15 protein-coding genes and 1 pseudogene are annotated in these 22,948 nt (G+C 69.4%); 15 read left to right on the forward strand and 1 reads right to left on the reverse strand.

Features of this window, described 5'->3' with window-relative positions:
• Positions 1-5 precede the first annotated feature (5 nt).
• Both ACWCP8_RS27290 and ACWCP8_RS27295 read left to right on the forward strand, forming a co-directional pair.
• Entirely contained in the window at positions 6-560 is a 555-nt protein-coding gene (locus ACWCP8_RS27290; protein ID WP_352263669.1) for a hypothetical protein, read from the forward strand.
• Between the two features lie 16 nt (positions 561-576).
• A complete protein-coding gene (locus ACWCP8_RS27295) occupies positions 577-1,020 on the forward strand; it encodes a hypothetical protein (RefSeq protein WP_352263671.1) in 444 nt (147 codons plus the stop codon).
• A gap of 910 nt (positions 1,021-1,930) precedes the next feature.
• Here the strand turns inward: ACWCP8_RS27295 and ACWCP8_RS27300 are convergent.
• Positions 1,931-2,158 (reverse strand): hypothetical protein, encoded by a 228-nt coding sequence (locus tag ACWCP8_RS27300; RefSeq protein ID WP_451118704.1) that lies wholly within the window; start codon positions 2,156-2,158, stop codon positions 1,931-1,933.
• Positions 2,159-2,338: 180 nt separating this feature from the next.
• Here ACWCP8_RS27300 and ACWCP8_RS27305 point away from each other — a divergent pair, with 180 nt between their 5' ends.
• From ACWCP8_RS27305 to ACWCP8_RS27365, 13 genes and pseudogenes are all read left to right on the forward strand, one after another.
• Entirely contained in the window at positions 2,339-2,878 is a 540-nt protein-coding gene (locus ACWCP8_RS27305) for a hypothetical protein (protein WP_451118706.1), read from the forward strand.
• Between the two features lie 30 nt (positions 2,879-2,908).
• Positions 2,909-3,325 (forward strand): hypothetical protein, encoded by a 417-nt coding sequence (locus tag ACWCP8_RS27310; RefSeq protein ID WP_356000653.1) that lies wholly within the window; start codon positions 2,909-2,911, stop codon positions 3,323-3,325.
• Positions 3,326-3,341: 16 nt separating this feature from the next.
• On the forward strand, positions 3,342-7,412 hold the full coding sequence (locus ACWCP8_RS27315) for a peptidoglycan-binding protein (protein ID WP_451118708.1): 4,071 nt from the start codon (positions 3,342-3,344) through the stop codon (positions 7,410-7,412).
• Positions 7,409-8,302 (forward strand): hypothetical protein, encoded by an 894-nt coding sequence (locus ACWCP8_RS27320; RefSeq protein ID WP_451118710.1) that lies wholly within the window; start codon positions 7,409-7,411, stop codon positions 8,300-8,302. The genes ACWCP8_RS27315 and ACWCP8_RS27320 overlap by 4 nt, the downstream gene beginning before the upstream one ends.
• 29 nt (positions 8,303-8,331) lie before the next feature.
• Complete coding sequence (locus ACWCP8_RS27325; protein WP_451118711.1) at positions 8,332-9,321, forward strand: hypothetical protein; 990 nt, start codon at positions 8,332-8,334, stop codon at positions 9,319-9,321.
• Entirely contained in the window at positions 9,318-10,124 is an 807-nt protein-coding gene (locus tag ACWCP8_RS27330; protein WP_352263681.1) for a phage baseplate assembly protein V, read from the forward strand. Before ACWCP8_RS27325 ends, ACWCP8_RS27330 begins: the two co-directional genes overlap by 4 nt.
• A gap of 73 nt (positions 10,125-10,197) precedes the next feature.
• Positions 10,198-10,530, forward strand: coding sequence for a hypothetical protein (locus ACWCP8_RS27335; protein WP_352263682.1), 333 nt, complete (start codon positions 10,198-10,200; stop codon positions 10,528-10,530).
• Between the two features lie 16 nt (positions 10,531-10,546).
• Positions 10,547-11,014, forward strand: coding sequence for a GPW/gp25 family protein (locus ACWCP8_RS27340; RefSeq protein ID WP_352263684.1), 468 nt, complete (start codon positions 10,547-10,549; stop codon positions 11,012-11,014).
• On the forward strand, positions 11,011-12,588 hold the full coding sequence (locus ACWCP8_RS27345) for a baseplate J/gp47 family protein (RefSeq protein ID WP_451118714.1): 1,578 nt from the start codon (positions 11,011-11,013) through the stop codon (positions 12,586-12,588). The genes ACWCP8_RS27340 and ACWCP8_RS27345 overlap by 4 nt, the downstream gene beginning before the upstream one ends.
• Entirely contained in the window at positions 12,581-16,969 is a 4,389-nt protein-coding gene (locus ACWCP8_RS27350) for a hypothetical protein (RefSeq protein ID WP_451118716.1), read from the forward strand. The genes ACWCP8_RS27345 and ACWCP8_RS27350 overlap by 8 nt, the downstream gene beginning before the upstream one ends.
• The gene (locus ACWCP8_RS27355) at positions 16,969-17,919 is read left to right on the forward strand and encodes a hypothetical protein (RefSeq protein ID WP_451118718.1); all 951 of its coding nucleotides are present in this window, start codon (positions 16,969-16,971) and stop codon (positions 17,917-17,919) included. The genes ACWCP8_RS27350 and ACWCP8_RS27355 overlap by 1 nt, the downstream gene beginning before the upstream one ends.
• Positions 17,920-17,923: 4 nt before the next feature.
• Positions 17,924-21,847 carry a helix-hairpin-helix domain-containing protein gene (locus tag ACWCP8_RS27360; RefSeq protein WP_451118719.1) on the forward strand — a complete coding sequence of 1,308 codons (3,924 nt, stop codon included), beginning with the start codon at positions 17,924-17,926 and terminating at the stop codon, positions 21,845-21,847.
• Positions 21,848-21,979: 132 nt separating this feature from the next.
• Positions 21,980-22,102: pseudogene (locus ACWCP8_RS27365) on the forward strand (transposase); the annotation flags it as partial.
• Positions 22,103-22,948: the final 846 nt, after the last annotated feature.

Below are 22,948 nucleotides of genomic sequence, written 5' to 3' on the forward strand. Positions count from 1 at the left end.
CAGTCATGGCACTCACTGAGGTGTTCACGGGTGCGCACGGCACCCTCACGCTGGCCGGCGAGAACACGCCGGAAGGCGCGGACGCGAAGGCCGTCGTCGACACGTTCGCGATCCAGACCGTCGGCCGGCTGAGCGACGTGAAGGTCCGCGTCGACACCGCGCTGAAGGAGTTCTACGAGGTCGGCCGCCGGCATCCGGTCTCGCTCAGTCCGGGCGACATCGCCATCTCCGGCACGGTCGGGCGCGCCTACGTGAACGGCGCGCTGCTGTTCCTGCTGCTCGGTCGGGGCGCCACGCCGACCGCGACGCCGGAACCGTACGTACAGCCGACCTTCAGCATCACGCTGCGGCTGGCCGATCCGGCCCGGCCGGCGAACTCGCTCAGCCTGGAGCTGGGCGGAGTGAAGTTCGCCAACTGGAGCTGGTCGCTGCCGGAGGACGAGTTCGTGATGGAGAACCTGTGCTTCAAGGCGCTGACCGTGCGGGTCGTCGACCGGGATGGCTCCGGCAGTGACGCGGGTGGTGGCGAGGCACCGCCGACCAACGTCGCCTTCGCCTGAGGCAGGGGATCGACCGATGCTCACGGCAGACGACCTGCTGGCCGGCAGCGCGCTCACCCACGAGGTCGAGTTGCCGCCCGGCTCGCCGACAGGTGCCGTCACGATCCGGCCGCTGACGGTCCGGGACGTGCAACGGATCGCGCACGCGGCCCGGGACGACCGCGAGCTTGCGGCCGGGCTGATGATCCAGCAGGCGCTGGTCGAGCCGACCCTGACGGTGGACCAGGCCGGGCGGTTGCCGGCCGGCCTGGCACGCTTCCTGGTCGACCGGATCAACGAGCTGAGCGGGATCGACACGCCGCGGGACCGGCTCGGCGAACTCGTCCAGACGCCGCTGGCCAAAGCGTGCTTCGTGCTCGCGGACGAGTTCGGCTGGACGCCGGAGGAGGTCAGCGCGATGACGGTCGGCCAGATCCTGATGTACGTCGAAATGGCTGGCCGCAGCTCGGAGGTCGCCTGACATGAACACCCCGACCGCCCTGGCGGCCGCCGACTCACTTGTTGCCTGGCGCAACGAGTTGGCGCGCTCGACCGATCGGCTGGACCGGATCGGCCGGGCCACGCGAGCCCTTTGCGCGACCGCATTCCCGCTGCCTTCCATCCTGTCAGCCCCGCTGCTGGGTGAGGGTCTGTCGAGTGTGCCTGCGCAGGTACCAGTGCTTGGGATGCCCGAAACTCCTTGTCCTGTTGACGAAACCACCCCTCGTCGGCCCGCCTCACGGAGGCGAGCGGGAGAACCTGCTCCGGTGGTCTGCGCCCCTGCCGACCCGGGGTTGAAGGAACCCCCGAGCCGGCGTGGCGCAGACCCGATGACCGACTGCGAGCCGGCACGGGCGCGAGTGGCGGCCGGGGAGGTGTCCAGGCTGCTCCGGGAGGCGGTTGGCTCCCGGATCGGGGCTGATCCCGATGGGCTTCTCGACGTACTGCGCAAGCCGCCGCGTGCCGGTCGTCAGGCGTCGGCCGGACTGCTCGACCGTGTCCGTGACCGAGCGGAGAGGCGGTCTGCCGGCGAGCCGGAGCGGCAGGCGATGGCGGGGGACACGAGTGGATCCGGTGCGGCGGCGGGAGGTGCCGGTGAACACGCCGTGCCCGCCGGGAGGGCTCGGCGCCGGCAGGTGGCTGAGGGGCATGCAGGCGCGGTGGCCGGACAGCAGCCTGGCGCAGGCCGGTCGGATGACGGTGGGCCGGGGCAGATGGGTGGAGGCGACCGGACGCCAGGCCTCGGACAGAAGCGGACGGGCACAGGTGACCGGACGCCAGGCGGCGGGACAGGTCAGCCGGGCGGTGGCCGGTCGGGTTGGCCGGGCAACGTGTCGAGCCGGCGAGGGAGCGTGTCGGGCCGGTCCGGCGATGAGCGGCTGGAGCGGTCGTCAAGCAGGTTGGCACAGCCGGGCGGTGGCCCGTCGGCGCAGTCGAGTGGTGACCGTCCGGGGCAGTTGGGCGCAGGCAGGCTGGCACAGTCGGGCGATGACGGGCTGGGGCAGTTCGCTGGTGGCTCGGGCCTGACCGGCGATGGCGAACTGCCGGACGGTCGCGCGGTTGGACGTAGTACGGAGCTTGTCGGGGCTGGAGGCGTGAATGCTGGACAGTCGGTCCACCGGGAAAGCCCGGCGGCGGAGGCTCGGGTCGGCGGGCCGGATGTGTTGCCGAGGGCGTGGCCTGATGAGGAGCCGGGGGTGGAGCGGCCGGCGGGCGGCTGGGATGACGCGGATGTCGAGCGGGTGTTGGAGCGAGTGCTCGGGGATGCGGCACGGCGGCATGGGATCGAGGTGTGAGGGATGCGGCCGATGTTGGCGGGGACCGAACTGCCTCAGGTGCAGGAGATCGGGACGAGCGATCGGCGGGCGCTGGCCGAGCACAAGCCGGTGGGCAAGGACGGCAGCCTGTTGCAGAACCTCGGCCGGGCGCCGACGACCGTCACCGTCATCGGGGTCGCCACCGACCCGAAGGCGCTCGAGCTTGTCGAGACGTTGAAGGAGAACCTGCGGACCGGGGTGGCGGTGCCGTTCGTCGCGGACATCACCACCGACTGTGCGATCGACACGGTGCTGATCGATGACCTGCGGGTCCGGCAGCTGGCCGGCAGGCCGGGGCGGTTCGGCTACGTGCTGACGCTGCGCGAGTTCATCGAACCGGTCGAGCCCGCCGGGGTGGATCCGCTTGACGCGGACATCCTCGGTGACGCCACCGACCTCCTGGACGGCGTACTGGACGGGCTCGACATCGCGCTGCCGTTCGCGACCGGGCTGGAGCGGTTCGTCGATCCGCTGACCGAGCTGCTGGGGCGGCTGACCAAGTTCAAGGCAGACCTGCCGTAACCGAAGGAAACCCGGGGGGAGACAAGCGCCATGGCCGACCAGAATCTGTTCGAGCAGCTCAAGGAGGTGCTGGCGGACTTCAAGAGCTTCCTGGACGCCAACGTGCCGACGATCAAACCGGCGATCCAGGCGATCGCGTCACTGGTTCCACGAGTGAACGATCTGCTCGATCTGCTCGTCGAATTGTTGAACAAGCTGAAGACCGAGCTGGAGAACCTCGACGTCGGCGCGATCCCGGGGCTGGCCGAGGTGTCGGCGTTCACCGGCAAGATCCCGGCGCTGCTCGAGGCGGCGAAGAAGCTGCTGCCGAACGAGACCGCCAGCATCGAGTCGATCGCCGACGTCGCCGACGTCGTCACCGGGCTGCCGAGCGTCGACGCCGTGAAGGCAGAGATCCTCGCGCTGATCGCCGCCATAGTCGCGCACCTGAACAGCCTGAAGGGCTGACCCGGTGGTCCGGCCGATGCTGGGAGACCTCGAGCTGGAGCAGGTCCAACTGGTCGAGACCGGTGAGGACCAGGTGGTCACCCGCCACCCGGTCCCCGGGCTCGAGGGGGACTTCCTGCAGGACCTCGGCCGGTGCGCCGCCCGCGTCAGGCTGACCGGGACGCTGACGGCGGCCGAGACGCTGCCGCATCTGGCCGACCTGCGCAAGGCGTTCCACGCCGGCGAGCCGGTCGCGTTCGTCTCCGACATCACCTCGGCGACGCTGGTCGACCGGGTGCTGATCGAGCGGATGGACGTCCGCGAGGTGGCCGGCAGGCCGAACGCCTTCGAGTACCGCTTCGCGCTCCGGGAGTTCCTGCCGGCGGAGAAGACGGATACCGAGGACGTGATCGTCCCGCCGCCACCACCGCCCGACGTCGAGACCGGCAAGCTGTCGGTGACGGTGGTCGTGGAAGGCGACCCCGCCTTCGACATGGACCGTGTCCGGGTTACGGTGCACGGCGTCGAGGCCGAGTCCAAGAAGGACCTGACCCGGGTCCTCACGAACCGGATCAGGCCGGATGTGTGGTTCGAAGATCCCTTTCCGGCCGGGGAGTACACGGTCGACGCGTTGGTCGACGACACCGCGACCCCTACCGGCCGGCGCGAGGTGCTGACCGGTTCGGCGACGATTCGGGTGCAGGACGGTCAGGTCGCCGGGGTGACGATCGTGCTGCGCCGCGGCGCGAAGGTCGGCACGGTGTTCGCGATCCACTTCCGCTTCGACAAGGCCTTCGTCGAGCCCTGCATGCGACACGTGCTGCAGGCGGCCGCGGCGTACTCCGACAAGCACTCCGACGAACTCCTGGTGATCTCCGGGCATACGGACCTGGTCGGCTCGACGGCGTACAACCAGGCGTTGTCGGAGCGGCGCGGCCGGGCGACGTACGCGATGCTCACGTTCGGAAGCGATCCGCAGAAGTCGATCGCCGAGTGGAACGAGCTGCGCAAGGAGCGGCCGAGCGGCACGATCACCACCGTCCGGGACAGCTGGGGGACGCGCGAGATCCAGCACATGCTGCAGGATCTCGGCCTGTATCTCGGCAACGTCGGCAAGACGTCCGGCGAGGACGCCACCCTCACCAACGCGGCGATCCGCAAGTTCCAGCAGGATCATGGTCTCGCCGACGACGGAGTGGTCGGTGACGGAACCTGGCCGGTGCTCATCGAGGCCTACCTTGGGCACGAGCCGCTCAACCTGCCAACTGCGCGGCTGATGGCGAACATGAACACCACCGGCTGCGACTCGGGCCCGCTGCGCTGGCTCGGTTGCAGCGAGCAGGATCCGGTGCTCAACACGGGGAACGCGTGGCGGCCGAACCGGCGTACCGAGCTGATGTTCGTCCATGAGCCCGTGATGCCTTGCCAGGTACCGAAACCGGTCACGCTCGACCTCGTCCCGGAAGGCGCGGGCGGCGGTGGCTGGTGCCTCGACGACGGTACTGCGACCGCCGTCGACTGCTACGTCGTCCCCTGGGACCAACCCTGCCCAACCGGTACGCCGGACCCGAAACGCCCGTGGTGCCGCAAGCCGGCCGAGCCGGGCTCATTCGTTGTCCAAGGCAAGATCCATTTCGAGGACGGAACGCCCTTCGTCGGCAAGTACATCCTCACTGCGGCCGACGGCGAATACCTGGACGGCGAGATCCCCAAGACAGCCGGTACTGCGCCCGCCGGTACGCCGATCCAGGGCCGCACCAAGGAAGACGGCACCTTCCACTACGACAAGCAAAAGGGCCCGGGCACCTTCACCGCGGAGGTGGACGGGCCGTTCGTGGTCAGCGCCGGGACCCAGTCCCTCGACGATGTGAAGGGCAACGCCGTCTGCTTCCGCTTGGACGGTTCCGCCGACGCCGACATCGTCGTCGTCGACCGCGCGGTCGCGTTCGTCCAGCCCAGCATCGTGCTGGACGCTCCGGTGAACCCACCGGCCCCGCCGCCACCGACGCCGACGGTGACCTCCCCGGACGTGGTGGTGGTGAAGAAGCCGCAGACCAGCCCGGCCCGCCGTCCGGTCGTGCTGAAGTCTTCCACCGCCTTCACCGGTAGCGGCAAGCTGACCATCTCCAAGGCGGGCCCGATCGAGTTCTTCGACGCGGTCACCGCGGGCAACCGGGTGGCCGACGGCGCGGTGTTCACGAGTGTGCAGCTGCAGGCCGGAGTCACGATCTTCGCCGCCGGCGCGAAGGCGAGCGACAAGCTGGGCGACGTCGTCCTGACGCTGAGCCTGACCGTCGACGGCAAGAAGGGACTGTCGGCGAAGAAGGCGATGACGGCCGTCGAGCTGACTCTCGACCTGCACGCGAGCCGGACCTCGAAGACGACGGATCCGGCAGCGATGACGGCGGCCACAAAGATGAGTCCCGGCCGGTTCGTCCACCTGCAGGACGGTGGTTTCCACCACGGCCGCGCGATGCTCACGGTCCGCCCGCCCAAGCCGGCCGGCTTCACCGGAACCCTCGTACTGCGCGCGCTCGACTCCGCCGATCCCACCCCACGCGAGAGGTTGTTCGCGGCGGCCAACGAGGTGGCCGCGGCCGGTCAGGCCTCGCTGGGCACGTCGACCAAGGTCGCCAGTCCCTTCCCGGCAGCCGGGACGAAATTCTGGGTGGAAGGCGCCCGGGTCAGCGCGGGGCTGCGCGACTGCGGGTTCCAGCTCGGCATCGACGGGCTGGAACCGGACGGTGACCGGGTCGCTCTCACGGTCGTTCAGTTCAGCAACCTGCAGGCGACGGTCCCGGCCACGCCGCCGCGGACGGCCAGGCTGGGCAACGGCCCGGCTGCGGACCATCTCTTCACCGTCGCCGTCGCGCAGGCCTTCGAGGAGGATCCGGTGCTCAACGCGCCGCTGCCCTTGCTGGAGAACTCGGTCCTGGTCGCCGGCCCGGTGCAGCTGACCGTCGACGTCGCGCCCGCCGGTACGCCGGTCAGCTGGGGTGCCCAGCGCGCTTCCGGCATCTCGGCGGCGAGCGGTGGCGACGATGCCGAGGCGATCGTCAACCTGCACAAGAAAGGTTCGGCGCCCACCGTCAAGGTTGCTGTTGGCAATGATCGGCGCGCGACGCTGCTGACCGACAATACCGGGACCTTCCACGTCCGGCCGTTCGTCGACGGCAACGGCAACGGCCGGTTCGAGCACAAGATCGACCGCGAGCCGAACATCGTGCTGAACCTCGTGCTCGGCCGCGCCACCTTGTTCAAGGACAACTCCGCGGCGACCGCGGCCAACTTCAACGCCACCGCGATTGCCGGCAACGGCATCAACGTCCGGTCCGGGGTATTCGACGTGACCAACCCCGGCACCGCGGCGATCCACATGAACGCCCAGGTCGACCTCGTCACCGGCGGCTCGACCGGCCGCCGGCTGTCCACCCAGTTCTTCGGCGGCTGGTTCAACAACATGACCGGCCCGAACACGTTCTCACCGACCTACACCGACGCCTCGGTGGTGCCCAACGTCGTCCACCCGTCGCCATCGGTCTTCTGCTCCAACCGGGCGCTCGCAACCGGTGCTGCGACCACCTTCCTGCCGGGCGATCCCGCGCCGGCGCTGGTGGTGCCGCCGATCCTGGACTCCGGCCGCGGCGCCGTGGGCACCGGTGGCGACTCGGCCGCACTCGGGCAGAGCCGGATCCGCAGCCGGACCCCGCTCGCCGTTGGTGAGCGCTGGATCGTCGAGGCCGTGGACAGCCCCGGTTCGTCGGCGCGCGGCACCCACCCGTTGCCCGCGAGCGGGCAGCTGACTGCCTTCGTGTTCGAGATCCGCTTCAACTGCTTCCTGTCGCTGTGGACCAACCTGAGCGCGGCGAGCACGCCGACAGTGCACCCCGCGAACCGCCTGTACGGCGTACTGCACCGGCTGGCGTGGCAGATGGATGGACGATGGACCATCAACCCAGGAACGGGGGCGATCACCGTGGCGACCGCGCCGTCGACCAAGATCACCGCGCGGACGAAGACCTCGCCGGCCGTGCCGGCGGTCTCGGCGGGGGTCGAAGTACGGGCTCCCAGTGCGGTACCTCTGCTGGCAAGGGACGGACGAGCATGAGCCAGACACCGGTCATCTCCGAGATCGCGGCCGCCGGCCTGATCGTGCACGTCCGCGTCGAGTCCCGGCAGTTCGGGCCGTGGCAGCCCGGCGCCGACGACCTACCCGAACGGATCGGCACGCTCGACGTACGGCTGCTCGAGGTACTCCAGGGCACGCTGACCGACCCGGTCGGGGATGTCGTGCGGATCGCCGTGGTCGAGCGGGGCGGCGAGGACGCGGTTCTCGACTACTACGGCCTCTGGTCGCAGGTGAGCACGGAGGCCGGGTCCGAGCTCGTCGGTCTCTGCGACGGCAGTACGCCGAATCTCGCCGGCCAGCTCACCGAGGAGCACTGCACCAGCCTCCAGCCCGCGGAGTCGGTTCTGCCGGATCTGCGGCTCGCGCTCGAGCTGCGGGCCCGCCATCTCACCGTCGACCAGATCCTCGCGCAGGCTGGGCGGTTGCGAGCTGAGGGCGGCGCCCGGTTCGCCCGGTTCGTCTGGGTGCAGGTGCGGCAGGCGGTCGTCAGCTCGCCGGAGCGGTTCGACGTGCTGATGCGGATCGCCGAGGATCCCGCCACCCGGACGGACGCCCAGGACGCCTATCTCCGAGCGGCCTACGAAGACGCGAGCGTGACGGAGTCGCTCGACACCGGACAGCGCGCGCGGTTGGCCCGCGCGATGTTCCGGACCGCGCTCGACCCAGCCCAGCGGGACCTTCGGGACCATCTGCTGACCACGTTCCTGCCGAACCTGGTCGAGGCGCCCGACCCCCTGTCCAGCACAGAGGTTTTCGACGAGCGACCTGAGCTGGCCGAGCGGGTCCGTACGGACGAGGCCGACGAAGGCACTTCGGCGTACGGCGAGAGGCTGCGCCAGTGGCTCGGCCCCACCGGGGAAGGTGCCTGACCATGTTGCGGCCGGCGTACCGGATCGTGGTGGGGGACAAGGTCGTCGACACGACGGTCGAGGCGAAAGCCAGTACTGCGATCGAGTTGACCGTGCGGCTGGATCTCGACACCCCGGCCGACTCGGTGACCCTGCGGCAGGGGCAGGTCGGGGGATTGCGCGCGCAGCCTGGTGACGACCTGTCGGTCGATCTCGGGTACGCCGACGAGGATCAGCTCTTCCGGGTGCTGACCGGGAGCGTGGTCGCTGTCGAGCCCGGGCTGGAGACGAAGCGGATCACCGGGCACTCGGGGGGCGATAAGTTGGTGAGAACCTTTGTGGACAGGACTTTCGAGGACACGACGGCCGGGGACATCGTGCGTGCGCTGGCCACCGAGGCGGGCATGGACGTCCACTCGGTCGAGGACGGGCCGCCGTTTCCGGCGTACGTGATCGACGGCCGGCGGCCGGTGGCGCGGCACTTGCGGGATCTCGCGTATCTGGCGGGGTTCGACACCTATGTCACGGCCGAAGGCAAGTTGGTCTTCGAGGGATTCACGGGGAATCGGACCGTGCACAAACTCAAGTACGGCGAACACGTGCTGCACGCCGAACTGCAACGAACCCGGTCGCGCGCAGGGACCGTGCAGGTGTGGGGAGACAGCCCTGGCTCGGGAGGCGACGAGTCGTGGGCATGGCTGACCAAGGATTTCGGCCCAAGGCACGGGACCTCCGGTACTGCGAAGCCGATGCTGCTGATCGAGCGAGCTGCCGTCCGGACCAGCAAATTGGCTGCGGCGGTGGCGGAGTCGGTTGCCGAGACCTTGACCGAGCAAGCCCTGCACGGGCGGGTCCGGATCCAAGGGCGGCCGCAGTTGTTCCTCGGCGACCTGATCCGGCTGGAAGGGTTCCCGGACCGGGCCGGGGTCGACGAGCTGGAGGGGACCTACCAGGTTCGCGGAGTACGGCATCACCTGACCAAGGCCGCAGGGCTGATTACCGACGTCGAGTTCCGCACTCGCCAGGGGGTGGCACCGTGAGCACCATCGTCGACACCATCGCCGCGATCGTCCGCGACGAGCTGACCGCGCACCGGACCACCGAGCTCGGCGTCGTCACCGCGGTCCATCCGCACACCGGCAAGGACGATGACGACAACTACGGCGTCGACGTCAAGTTGCGCGGCAGCGGGCTGGAGCTGAAACGCGTCCCGGTCGGCACCGGACACGTCGGCAGCGTTGCGATCCCGAACGTGAACGACCTCGTCCTGCTCGCCTTCGACCACGGCGACGTGAACGCGCCGATCGTCATCGCCCGCCTGTACGACGACGTCGACCGCCCGCCGCTGTCGACGACCGACGAACTCATCTTCCGGCTGCCGCTCGCCGAAGCGGACGACAAGTCGGTATTGGCGGCGATCCGCAACCATGGGGACAAGAGTCCACCGCGCGAGCTGGTGATCGAGATGCCGCCGAAGATCAGCGTGCGGATCGTCGACGGAACCGTCACCGCGACCGCGGGCGAGACAGAGCTGAAGCTCGACCAGTCGGGTTCGAGCGGAGGCACGGTTAAGGTGACGGCCGGGCGCACGACGATCACGGTGAACCAGGACGGCGACGTAGTACTGGACTCGGCCGGTTCGGTGTCCTTCAAGGCAGCTCAGGACCTGACGCTCGAGGCGAACGGGAGCATCAACCTGAAGGCCGGCCTCAACGCCTCGATCGAGGCGAACTCCCGGGCCACCGTCAAAGGCAACCTGCAAGCAACCCTTCAGGGCGGCACCGGCGCCACCCTCCAAGGCGCCAGCATCACCATCCAGGGCACCACCTCCTTCAGCCCTTGAGACAGCACAAAGACGGTTGAGAGACCGCCGGTGCGTAAGAAAAGGGGGCAGATCGTGAGTGGGGGAGGTCGGTATGCCGGGATTGCCGGTGTCGGTGGGGGCGTCGGTGATGGTGGCGCCTGGTGCGGCCGGGGCGCCCGACAGCGGGACGATCATGGTCGTGCTACCGCCGTACATCACGGCCGGTGGGATGCCGCTGGCAACGAGCGGCTCGATCTGCTTGATGGTGAACTCCTTCACCGGCGTGCCCTATCCGCTGGTGATCGGGCCGCTCGGGAGTTCCGGGGTCAAGGTCGGGGGCAGGGCGCTCGTCCGGGTCGGCGACCGGATTCCGTCCCCGCCCGGAGTGCTGGTCGTACTGGGCCCACCCGCGGCGACATACGTGACGGACAGCTGGCCGCCGTGACCACGAGGAGGCGGCAATGACGGACTTCGATGCGTTGTTCGGGTCGGATCTGCGGTTGCTGGGCGATCTGGAGTATGCCGAGCAGCGGGAGCGTGGCGCAGATCTGCTGACCGCGGTCCGGCCGGTCTCGTCCAAGGTCGACCTGCAGCGGCTGACCGGCGTACAGGATCTCCAGCAGGCGTTGCTGTTGCGCTTCTTGACCCAGGTCGGCGAACTGGCTCACCTCGGCCATCCTGAGTACGGCAGCCGCCTGCACGAGCTGGTCGGTGAACCGAACACCGAGACCACCCGCAACCGCGCCAAACTCTTCGCCTTGCAGGCCCTGCAAGGCGAACCACGGATCGCCGCGGTCCAGTCGGTCACGGTGACGACGGATCGGCGCCGGCCGACCTGGCTGGTGATCAAGGTCGAGGTGCTGACCGTCCACGAACCCACTCCTCTGAATCTCGTGCTACCGATCGACCTCGGCGGGAGCGTGGCATGAACGGTGACACCGCAACGCTGATCCATCGCCCGTACGGCGATCTGGTCGACGACATCCTCACCTCGGTCGTCGGCGGCGTCGTGAACGAGCCGATCCGGTTCGACCTGAAGGTGCTGACCTACCCGCTGGCCGAGCCCGCGGGCGGCGTCCGCGGCATCACTGGTACTGCGGCGCAGGAGCCGCGCACGTTCGTGCTTGACATCGACTTCACCTTCGGCGCCGGGACCAATGTGGTGATCTGGCTCGAGGACGGCACCCTGCCGGACGACGACAGCACCTTCTACGTCGACTACTTCCGGATCACGAGCCGCTCGCCGCTGAGCGACATCAACGTCGGCAGCGTCACGCGGACGCTGTCCGAGGCGGTCGGCCGGGAGATCGCGACGGTCTACGAACAGATCAACCTGGCCTACCTGTCCGCGTTCGTCGACACCGCGACGGGCAAGTCCCTGGACTACGTCGTGTCGATCCTGGACGTCGTCCGCAAGACCGCCGAGTACGCCGAGGGCCTGGTCACCTTCTTCCGGGCCGCAGCCGTCGACGGCAACATCACCATCCCGGCCGGGACTCGGCTGGCCGGTGGTGGGGTCGTCTTCACCTCGACCCAACCGAGGACTCTGCAGCGCGGTCAGGTGCGGATCGACGTGCCGGTGCGGGCGGACACCGGGTTCGCCGGAGATGCCGGGCTGGTGGGGGCCGGTGTGATCAGCGAGATGACTCAACCGGTGGCCGGGATCGAGCGCGTCACCAACCTCGACCCGACCATCCGCGCTGCCGCCGACGAGACGGATGACGAGCTGCGCGATCGGGCTCGGTCGGCGTTGCGGGCGTTGGGCAAGGCCACGCTGTCCGCGCTCGACCGGGTGATCCGGGAGGGGCGCGGCAAACCGGTCGAGTTCTTCGACCCGAACAGCCCGCCGGCGAACCGGTCGGATCCGGGTACGGTCACGGTGGTCGTCGACGCCGAACCGGAGCGCCTGCCCAGTCTCACCGCGGCGGTTCATGACACCCGGGCGGCCGGAGTACTGGCGACGTTGGTCGCGCGGTACGTCTTCATCACGCCGCGGATCACGGCGACGATCACCCCGGGCATTTCAGCGCCGGGGCAGGCCCGGATCGCCGCCGAGGTGGTGGCCGCGCTGCAGGCGGTCGTCGACGCGCTTTCAGCTGGTGACGCCGCGGACGGCGCGACCATGCTCGCTGCGGTCAAGGGCGTCGACGACATCGCCGACGCCACCATCGTGGACGTCGTCGTCGCCCGTGCCGACCTGTCCGGCGACACCGGCGACGGCACCTTGATCGACGCCTTGCTGACTGCTGTGGCCACCGCGCCCGCCGATGGTCTGCGTGCCGCTTTGACTGCCGCGGTCGAGACTGCCGGGTCGCAAGCTCCTACTGGTGCGCGGATTCCCGATCGTTCATTGCTCGTCGGTCCCACTGGGCAGCCGGCCACCGACGAGGAGATCGAGGCGGCCACCTTCAGCGTCTCGGCGACGATCGACGGCGAGCAGTGGTGGATCGCGCTCGACATGGCTGCCACGGATGTCGCGCTGCGGGAGGCACCCGGTGCCTAAGGCCGACCGCATCCTCGCGAACCTGCCGCCGACGTACCGGACGCTGGGTGACCCGTCCGCGCTCCGGGCGCTGGCGGACGCGTACGGCGGTGAGCTGCAGGCGGCCGAGAACAGCCTGGTCGCCGTGATGCGGTCGCACTGGGTCGACTTCGCGGACGCGGGTGAGTCGGCGATCCACGATCTCGCGTTGTTCGGTGCCCTGTACGGGCTGGCGCCGCGGCCGGACGAGTCGGTCGAGGAGTTCCGGGAGCATCTGAAGCGCTATGTGAAGACCTTCCTCGACGGCACGGTCACCGTGCAGGGCATCCTGCGGATCACCGCCGCGACGCTCGGGCTGCACATCGAGGACGACGCGCTCGACACGTGGTGGACCAGGAGCGAGCCCATCCTTGTCACGTCGTTCCCGGAGGGTGCTGACGCGGCAACGCTCGTCTTCGGCCGGCCGGCCTTCGACCGTTACGGCGCAGACGCGGCGCGGGCGACCCTCCTCGGTGACGTCGATCTGCGCGGCGGCGTCGACCTCAGCGCGAGGGGCACGCTGTGGATAGCGCTCGACGGCGGTGGGCCGCAGTCGGTCGAACTGACGACGGGTGCGGCCGATACCGCCAAGGTGACCGCGGAGGAGATCGTTGCCGCGATCCACGACCGGCTTGGCGTGGAGGGGATCGCTGATGTGTCGGACGGGCGGTTGCGGCTGACCTCACTGACTGCGGGTACCGTCGGGCTGATCACTGTCGACGACGGGCCCGGTGACGCCGCGGAGCTCGTTCTCGGGTTGCGTCCTCGGACCTATCGCGGTGCGGATCCAACGCATGCCGTGGTGACTGGACGGGTCGACGTCAGCACCGCTGTCGACCTGACCGGTCCGCGCTACCTCCGGCTTGCAGTCGATGGCAGTCACCTGGCCGAGATCGACTGCGCGGCCGCTGCGGCGGATCCGGCGGCGGTCGAGATCGGCGAGATCGTTGCTGCGATCAACAGCGCGATCGGCCTGCCGCTTGCCACGGACGACGGCCGGTTCCTCACCCTCACCTCGCCGACTCCGGGTGCAGCCGGGCACATCGCCTTCCAGACACCGGCCGCCCAGGACGCGACCGCGCGGCTGTTCGGTGAGGTCGCACCGATTACCGTGGGCGATGCTGCTCGGAACGCGCGAGTCGTCGGTGACCGGGATCTCGGGCCCGGGGTGAATCTCCAGGAACGGTCGAGTCTCCGGTTGACCGTGGACTCGCAGCCGACGGTCACCCTCGATCTGGCCGGCGCGGATCCAGCCGCGACCAAGCTCGCCGAGATCGTTGCCGCGATCAATGAAGGCCTCGGTGACGCGGTCGCCAGTCATGACGGCAGCCATCTCACCCTGACGTCGTCGAGCCCTGGGCCGACGGGTCGCCTGCGCGTCGAAGAAGTCGCCGGGGATGTCGCCGAAGACCTCCTCGGCCTGCACCCCCGCAGCAGCCAGGGCACCCCGCCGGTCACCGCCTCCTTCACCGGTACCGCGGACCTGTCGGCGAAGGTCGACCTGTCAGCCCGCCACACCCTGTCGATCGCCATCGACGGCTCCGACCTGGTGGATGTCGACCTTCGCCGGGGAGTCACCGATATCACCCGGGCGGCCGTGGAGGACCTCGCGAACGCGATCAACACCAGCTTCGGTCAGGAGCTCGCGAGCGACGACGGCGCTCACCTGATCCTGGTCTCAGCCACCGACGGAGCCGGCGGAAGTCTGCGCGTCGCACCACTCCGCCGTACCGACCGCAGACGCTTCGTCACCCGAGTCCGAGTCACCGACGACGCGGCTGCGACGGTCCTGGGTTTCACCGCCCGCACAGCCATCGGCACGGCAGGCGAGCCGGCCGTGCTCCGCGGGACCAACGACCTGAGCGGCGGCGCAGACCTGACCACCAACCGCTACCTCCGAATCCGGCTGACCGACGTACCTGTGTCGGCGGAGGGCGGGGTGGCGTTGGAAGGAGCCGCTGGTGTGGAGAGCGGCATGGTGGTGGAGGTCGACTGCGCCGGGCCTCGCCCGCGCGCCACCACGCCCGCCGAGATCGTCGCCGCGATCAACGCGGCCAACACAAGCCTCGCCTCCGCCGGCACCCCAGCCCTCGCCTCCACCGACGGCAAGACCCTGGCCCTCCGGTCATCTGCCCTCACCGCCGGGCGAGCGCCGTCCATTGTGCTGGAAGAACCGCTGCAGCGGGATGCACTCAGGGCGGTGCTGGACGTCGAACCCGGGCTGACGCGTGGTGGCGCGCCCGGGGGAGTCCGGTTCACGGGCACGGTCGACCTGACCGCCGGGGTCGATCTGCCCGCCGACGCGACGATCCGGATGGCTGTCGACGGTGGCGCAGCGGTTGACGTCATCCTCGGTGATCCAGCCGGGCCGGCGAGGCGCAGCCTCAGTCAGTTGGTTGCTGCGATCAACGTCGCCCTCGTGGCACAGGTTGCCGCGCACGACGGCATCCATCTGCTGCTCACCTCGCCGTCCGTCGGCGGCGGCAGCCGATTGGAGTTGTTGCCTCCGAGCACCGGGACGGAGGTCAGTACCGCTGTGCTGGGTATCGCCGCGCCGCGCACCTACCAGGGCGCCGTGGCCACTCCCGCCCGAGTAGTCGGACAGATCGACCGCACCGGCCCGGTGGATCTGACCATCGCCAACCAGCTGACGGTCGCGGTCGACGGAGGACCGGCGGTCGTCGTGAATCTCACGAGCGCGGCCGCCGACCCGGCCGCGGTGACGATCTCCGAGTTGGCCACAGCGATCAACGCAGCGACGATCGCGAACGCATCGGCGGTAGCAGTGCCAGGGGGTCTGGCGTTGCGGATCGCCTCGCCCACCAGCGGCTCCTCCAGCCGTATCGAGCTCATCCGCACGGGCACCGGCAACGCCGCACCCCTCCTCTTCGGCGCGACTTCGGCAGCCGGGCAAGCTCCCGGCCCAGCCGTCATCGACGGCGCGGTCGACCTTCTCGCCCCAGTGGACCTTTCCGAGCGATCCGTACTGCGTCTCGCGGTCGACGGCGAGCCGCCCTTCGACGTGGACGTCGCCGGCGCCACCTCGTCGACCACCGTCGCCGCCGAGATCATTGCCGCGATCAACGAAGCCGCTCCCGGCCTCGCCTCACTCTCACCGGAGGACAAGCTGCGGCTCGCCTCGCCGACCGAAGGGGAGGACAGCGAAGTCGAGGTGATCCCGCTCAGATTCCTCGAGGTCGCCGAGTACCCGTCGCAGCCCGCCCGGGCTTCCGGACCTGTTGCCCATGGCACCGTCCTGCGCTTCCGCAACGCCGGTGCCTCCGACGTGATCGGCCGGGTCACGCTGACCACGCAGGCTGGGGTGTCCGCCCCGCGGGTCGCCGACCCGGTGGCGGGCTGGTCGATCCGGATCAGCGAGGCGATCGACGCAGGTGGCATCCTGACGATCGAGCCGGCGGGCGGCGACACCGTGCGCGCGGTCATCACCGAGAACGGAACCAGCCGTCCAGCGGCACACGTCCAGACCACCGGCACCGGCCTCCTCGGCGTACGGCGTGGTCTGAATGCCTGGAGTTTCTCGGAGTGCCGCGCCGCTCGCTTCGATGCCGCGTACTTCGACGCCGACCACTTCGCCGGCGGCGCCGGGAGTGAGGAAGCTGTCTTCGATCTGAGCTCCTTCGGCCCGCAGGGCGCGCACCCCGACGCTGTCTTCGCCGCCTCCTCGGTACGCCGTCCGACCGCGGAGATCCGCGTGGACTGGGACTCACACCGAGCCGGCGCGTTCACGGTGAACCTCCCGGCCGAGCTGGACGAACGCTTCGGCATGGCCTTCGGCGCAGGCGGCATCGGTGCGACGGCGGAAGGAAACGCCCGATTCGGCGCGGCCGTGCCCGAGTCGCACGCCGGTGTCGTCACCGAGCCGGTGACCGACGACGAGTTCCTGGTCGACCGCCTGAACGACCTGCAGACCGGCTCCAAGCTGGTGATCGCCAAGCTGGTCGACCTGGTGCCGATCGGCTGGAGCGCGGTCGCGCTGCCGTTCCGGGATCCGGTCCGGCTCAGCGGCGGCCGGCCGGGTGCGCGCGCCCGGATGTTCCTGTCCGAGCCCGGCCTGGCGCCCGGCTTCGTTGAGCTGTCCGCCGCCGAAGAAGGGGCCTGGGGCAATGAAATACGGGTGACCGGCAGGGCGTCGGGCCCGGTCATCTACGACCTCGAAGTGGCCTTCCCCGGAGGCCGGTTCGAATCCGCCCGGCAGACCGTGTTCGGCCCGCCGCTGTCGTCGCTCGCCAACGCGCTGCTACACCCCGGACCCGTCGGCGTCGGCCTCGCCAAGGCGGCCGGCATCCATGCAGACGTGACCAGGGACCGGGTTGCCGGACCTGAACCAACGGAGGAAACCTGATGACCGAGACCACGCCGTACGTCGAACGAGCACCCGGTGACCTGCTCACCGCGGAGGACTGGAACACCGTCCAGCGCAAGATCTACGCCGACATCCGGAGTACGTCGCAGGCCGCGGCCGACAGTGTCACGCATGTCGCCGACGCGGACGACGCGCACCACTTGGAGGGCAAGGACCTGAACGCGCTGACCGAAGAGGTCACCCGCCGGGTGCTCGACCAGGTCCGCGGCCGGACCGGGTACCAGCAGCTCTTCAAGATGCTGAAGAAGGACGACATCACCGAGCTGGAGCACAACCTCGGCAGCTGCCCGCTGGTGGACGTCTATGAGCTGGACTACTTCAAGGTGGTCTGCCGCGAGGACGACGAGACCAGGCTGGCCTACGCGACGTTCTACCTGCACCACCGCAGCGAACGCCGGGTCCGGGTCCGTGACGTGGCGAACAACCAGGTGGCGGTCGACATCCAGCCGAAGGACTTTCCCGAACTGGGCATCCTGTTCTCCGACCTGCTCACCCGGTACCGGGTGCCGTACACCGACAGCTCGACGCTGGACGATCTGGAGACCGAGTTCTGGAAGGCGTTCTTCAAGGACCCCAACGACCAGTTCGACGACGACGCCTACTGCCACTCGCCCTGGTTCGAACGCTGCTGCAAGCAGAACATCACCGTCGAGGAGCTGAGGGCCAACGGCGACTGGAACGACCTGTTGTTCCAGTTCCGGCCGCGCCGGACGCTCAACTTCCCCGCAGGTCCGGCCTTCGGCAACGACAACCAGGTCCGGATCCCGGCCCCGGCGAACGTGATGATCCAGCACCTCGACCTGAACCGGACCGCGGTGTGGTTCCCCGGCGACGCGCTTCACGGCGGGCCCGAGGCCGGCCAGGTCGCCGACTACCTGCAAGGCGAGTACGGCGACGAGCTCGCGGTCATGATCCTGCTCAAGGCCTGACGCGATGAGGATCCGGACCAGGTACGCGGGCCGTGCGGCGCCGTTCGAGCGGCTGCGCCGGCTGGTGCTGCGCAGACTCCCGGCCGGCGCGGCGGTCAGCCGTGCGGTGCTGACGGTGACGCCGCACAGCGTGGACCCGGGCCGGCGGTTTCTGGAGACGATCACGTTCCCCGGTCCGGTCGGCGAGTGGGGAGCGAGCAAAGCACTGGCGAACGGCGCGGTCGAGATCGAGTTGCACGCGCGCCGGAAACTGGCGGCGTTGACCGGTTCCGGACTGAACACCACGCCCCCGCCCGGCATACTGCTGGTGGATCTCGGCGGTGGCTTCCTCGGGGTCAACGCCTCGGGCGGTCTCGGCGATGGGCCCGTACTGCCCTTGAGCAACTCGATGGACCTGCCGGGGCTGACGGTGACAGGTCTGCGCGTGGCCAAGGCCGGTGCGGACATCTCCGCGCTGAAGGTCGTGTCGCCGCCAAGCGACATCACTCTCGCCGTGGAGGGCGGACCGGTCTTCTACAACCGGACCGGCGATCTGGTCGAGCCCGTCACCACCCCCGACTTCTCGGCGCTGCTGCAAGGCATGCTGCCGGATCTCCCGATCGAGAACGGCTGCTACGTGGTGCCTCTCATCGTGACTTCCGGTTCGATCTCCCGGCTCGACCTCGACCTAGAGATCGACTACACGGTTGCCGTCAGCGCGATGCCCGACGACCTCACCACGATCCGATCGACCTACCAGTACGCCGGTACACCGACCGCCGCCCCGGCGCTCAGTGTCGCGATGGCGCCGGGGCTGATCGCGGTACCGGGTGGGACGGCTGGGCGGGTGCAGGGTGGGTTCGAGGCGAGCACAGTCGTGTTCGGGGCGTTGACCCCTCCTGCGACCGAGTACGTGGAGGTGTCTGCCGCCGGACCGCTGGCGCAGCCTTTCACCCTCGACGCCGCGGTGGTGGCGAGCTCGGTCGATCTGCTGGTCACGTCGGTGACGGCGGAGGCGAAGCTGGCGATCGACGTGGTGAACGACCTGGACGGCAAGCCGGGCCGGACGTCGTCATTGAGCAAGCCGGCCGAGCTCACGCTGACGCGCGACACGGCCGGATCGCCGACTTGGCTGAACGTGGCCTTGCCGGCTGAGCTGGAGCTACCAGGTGGCGTACGGCATTGGCTGGTCGTGCAGGCTCGGGAAGGCGTCGCGACCTGGGGCGCAGGGGTTGCGGCCGAGGGTTTGCAGCGGACGACCGATGGTGGGTTGTCCTGGCGGTCCGTCGGCGGGGTTGGGGCGCAGTTGCGGTTGCGCCATGTGACGAGCACGTTCCAGATGCCGTTGGAGTTGCGCGTTGCCGCAGGCACCGAGGAAGTCGCCGTGTCACTGCAACGATTCGCTGCGCAGGCGTCGATCGACCTTGACCTGAGCTTCCCGGAGGTAGCGGGTGCGGTCAACGCTGCGGCGGCCGGCCAGGGCGCTGGGCAGGTGACGGCAGAGCATGTTGCCAATGGCAACTTTGAAGACTGGTACCGGGTCGGCACGACGATCGGTGGGCCTTCGCCGCTGGGCGGAGCCAATACGGGGCAGTCGCTCGGCCGGGCCGCGGCGTTCCTGCCCGACAGCGGCACCGTGCTGCTCGGTGCGCAAGGTCCGGATGGCGCCCGGCTGCACTCCTATGACGTCTTCGCGCAGCTGCCCGGGTTCGATTCCGCGCTCGGTCCGGGCTACCCGGTGGCGATGGCGGTCGATGCTTCCGGGGCGCAGGTCGTTGTGGCGTTGACCGAGTTCGGCAGGGAGGCGGCCGGGAGCATCCCGGGGTCCTTCCTGCAGCTTGCGGTGACGGAGAACGGGCGGCCGATCGGCGCCGCGATCGCCGTACCCGAGCAAGTGCTCGACGTGGTGCGGATGGCTGACGGATCCGGGGTCCTGCTGCTCTGCCGGGACGACTCGAACGACGCTCTTGTGCGCTTTGTGAGCTGGGCCGACCTGCGTGCGGGCGCACCGAACTGGTCTAAGCTGCCCTCCGACCGGACGATCGGCAGCCCGCGAGCACTCGCGACGGGCGCTGACGGGGCGATCTATGTCCTGGTTCAGGGTGACGGCAAGTCGACCTTGGTGCGGTACCCGGACCGGGCGGGGCTGGTCGGGCGGAACGCGATGGCGGTCGAGCTGAGCGACAGCGCGGTCGACGTGGCAGTCGTGTCGTCCAGGGGTCAGGTGATCTTCCTCGGTCACCAGAGCGTGCAGTTCCTGCGGGCGAACGACCTGGCCCCGGTGGGGAAGTTCGACCTGCCGGCGAACTCGACTCCGCAGTGCCTGGCCATCGATCCCACCGACGAGCTGGCCGTGGTGATCCAGGACGGCGACGTGCTGGCGATCGACGTTCGCCGCCGGGCGCTGATCGAGCAGTCCGGCGCCTCGATGACCGGTACCTCGGACGGCGCCGAGGCCGTGATCAGCCCGGCCGGGACGCACGCGGTGGTGACGGTCGTCGGCGGGGTGTCGGCCCAGTTGCTGACCCTCGGCAAGGCTCAGCCGGTGGACTGGGAGCTGACCGCGGGCGCCGTACAGCCCATTGCGTTGCCGACGACCGGCGAGGTGCTCGCACTGTTCGGCGATCGGGGCAGCCGCCGGAGCGAGGTGCCGCAGCCGGCCGCGATCTCGCAGGCCGTCGGGGTGCTCGCCGCCACGCGGTACCGGTTCGCCTTCGACGGGATCAGCCAGGACGAGGACGCCGTCGCGCAGTTGATCTGGCGCGGCTCGGGGTGTTCGCGCGGGCGGACCGACCGTGTGCCGGTCACCTCGTTCGACGCCGATCGCGAGACCGCCCTGGACCATGTTCCCCGACACGAACTCGTGGTGACCTCGCCGCCCGGCGCCACCCAGGTGGAGATCAGGTTCTTCACCCCCGGCGGTCTGACCGCCGTGGACCACGTGACTCTGGCCGGCACTGCGGACGCCGCGTCCACGCTGCCATCGTCCTGGACGTCTGTCGGTGCCGTGGTCACGCCGTCGGGTGGCTCGGGGATCACCATGACGAACTCCGGCGCGGTCGACGCCCTCGTGACTCAACTCGTGCCCGTGGACCAGGCAGACGTTTTCGATCTGCGGCTGACCGCCCGTGTGAGTGGCCCTGCCGCGGCTGCGGAGCTCGTTTTCGGCGATGAGACCGAGGCGCCGATCGGAGCCGCCTTGACCCTGCCCCTCGATCCGCTGGACTTCGAGGACCGCGCGATGAGCGGGGCCGTGCCTGCGGGCTCAGCGGTCGCCCGCCTGCGGTTCGTAGTACCGGCTGGTGGTGCCGTGGAGCTGTCGGCGCTGTCCCTGACCTGTGGCACTGCGCAGCAGGTCGCACTGCACTTCGTCTCGGAGGCTCCTGGTGACCTGACGATGACCGGTGTATCGGTGCGGCTGGACGAGGGTGTCCCGGTCGCCTCGCCGCTGCCTGCTGACGGTCTCTGCCCGTCGACACCTGTCGGCGACGAGCCCGATGGCGAGCAGTGCTACTGCTCGACCTGCGGTGAAGACCGTCCCGTACGGCGCTCGATGGCTGTCCGAACCCCCGCCGGCCGACCGGCCACGCTCAGCACATGCCCGAAGTGCGGTACCGACCGGATGCGCCTCGGTGGACAGCTGAAGGCCGCGCCGGAGATCCGCCTCCCGCGCCTCCGGATCCCGGACCGGCCGGCGCTGACTCCTGGCCCCGCCGTCGTATCGCGGGTGCGGACAGAGCTGCCTCTCACCTCGATCCGGGGAATCGGAAACATCCGGGCGGTCGAGCTCAACGAGGTGGGGATCGGCGACCTGGTCGCGCTGAGCGGCGCCGTCCCGGAGACCGTCGCCGGGTTGCGCGGGGTGTCGAACAAGATGGCGCGGCGGCTGATCACCGAAGCGGGCCGGCTGGTGCGAGCGAACGGAGTACGGGTGATCTTTCCCACCTGAGGATGGTCGGCGCGTCGACCGTGGCGGAAGCGGACGCCTACCTGTCGAGAGACAAACCGCGGTGCCTGGCCGACCCACAGCCGCACCGCGGTCTCGGCCTTGAACTCCGGCGTGAACGAACGGCGAGGCAGAGGCCGTCGGCAGTACCGTCGGCTCAACCGCGGCGGCGACCGGCAGGCCAACGCCGCCCTGCACCGGATCGTGCAGACCCGGATGCGCTTCGACCCCCGCACCAGGGCGTACTACGAGCGTCGCATCAACTGAAGAGCTGAAAAGGCATGTGAAGGATTTCCCGCCCCAGGCGGTCGAGCTTCCCTGGGGTCGGCCAGGAGAGGGCAGGCTGACGGAAGAGGTGTCGTTGCTGCTCACCACGCGATTTGGCAACGCTATCGCGGTCAATACGCAGCGGCGACGTCTTGCCCCACACGTGCCAGCGCGTACCGCACAGGGGGTCGGTCTCGTACGTCACCTCTGCCGGGAAGCCGTCGGCCCTGACCTGCTTGGCCGGTGGGCCGGGGAGAGCCCTGCCGCAGCGGGACAGCGGTCCGGGGTCCGCATGGGGTACGTGCCCATCGTTAGCGCTCCTGCCGTACGCCGGCGCTCGTGTACGTCAGCGGTCGTCGAAGCGGTAGCCCAACCAGGCTGGCGGGCCCTCGACGCGATGTGCCGCAAACTGGACGGCAAGGCGGCTGCGGCCAAGACAGCCCGACGCAAGAGGGCTGCGTTCAACGAAGCTCTCAACACTGCGGTGGAGAAGGGGTACTTCGCGGAAAAACCCCTCAACGGTCTACGGTGGAAAGCGCCAGCAGTCAATGAAGAGGTGGATCCGGCCGCCGTTCCCAATCCGGCCCAGGTGCTTCGCCTGCTCGAGTCCGTTGCTCGCCAGCGGGGGCGGGGTCCTCATCTTGGGGCGTTCTTCGGCTGCATGTACTTCGCGACTGTGCGGCCGGCTGAGGCATCCATCTTCGGATCGATCAATGTCACTTGCCGAAGACTGGATGGGGGATGCTCAACCTCTCGGGCGGGGTTGTCACGTCTGGCAAGGAGTGGACCGACGACGGTGAGGTGCACGAGGTGCACTCGCTCAAGCGTCGCGCGGCA

This window comes from Streptomyces sp. NPDC002206, assembly GCF_053593595.1.

Excerpts from the sequence above, each read along its gene's own strand:
- ACWCP8_RS27310 (WP_356000653.1), top strand. The coding sequence starts at position 2,909 with ATGGCCGACCAGAATCTGTTCGAGCAGCTCAAGGAGGTGCTGGCGGAC.
- ACWCP8_RS27360 (WP_451118719.1), top strand. The coding sequence starts at position 17,924 with ATGAGGATCCGGACCAGGTACGCGGGCCGTGCGGCGCCGTTCGAGCGG.
- ACWCP8_RS27320 (WP_451118710.1), top strand. The coding sequence starts at position 7,409 with ATGAGCCAGACACCGGTCATCTCCGAGATCGCGGCCGCCGGCCTGATC.
- ACWCP8_RS27305 (WP_451118706.1), top strand. The coding sequence starts at position 2,339 with ATGCGGCCGATGTTGGCGGGGACCGAACTGCCTCAGGTGCAGGAGATC.
- ACWCP8_RS27355 (WP_451118718.1), top strand. The coding sequence starts at position 16,969 with ATGACCGAGACCACGCCGTACGTCGAACGAGCACCCGGTGACCTGCTC.
- ACWCP8_RS27290 (WP_352263669.1), top strand. The coding sequence starts at position 6 with ATGGCACTCACTGAGGTGTTCACGGGTGCGCACGGCACCCTCACGCTG.
- ACWCP8_RS27315 (WP_451118708.1), top strand. The coding sequence starts at position 3,342 with ATGCTGGGAGACCTCGAGCTGGAGCAGGTCCAACTGGTCGAGACCGGT.
- ACWCP8_RS27340 (WP_352263684.1), top strand. The coding sequence starts at position 10,547 with ATGACGGACTTCGATGCGTTGTTCGGGTCGGATCTGCGGTTGCTGGGC.
- ACWCP8_RS27335 (WP_352263682.1), top strand. The coding sequence starts at position 10,198 with ATGCCGGGATTGCCGGTGTCGGTGGGGGCGTCGGTGATGGTGGCGCCT.
- ACWCP8_RS27345 (WP_451118714.1), top strand. The coding sequence starts at position 11,011 with ATGAACGGTGACACCGCAACGCTGATCCATCGCCCGTACGGCGATCTG.
- ACWCP8_RS27295 (WP_352263671.1), top strand. The coding sequence starts at position 577 with ATGCTCACGGCAGACGACCTGCTGGCCGGCAGCGCGCTCACCCACGAG.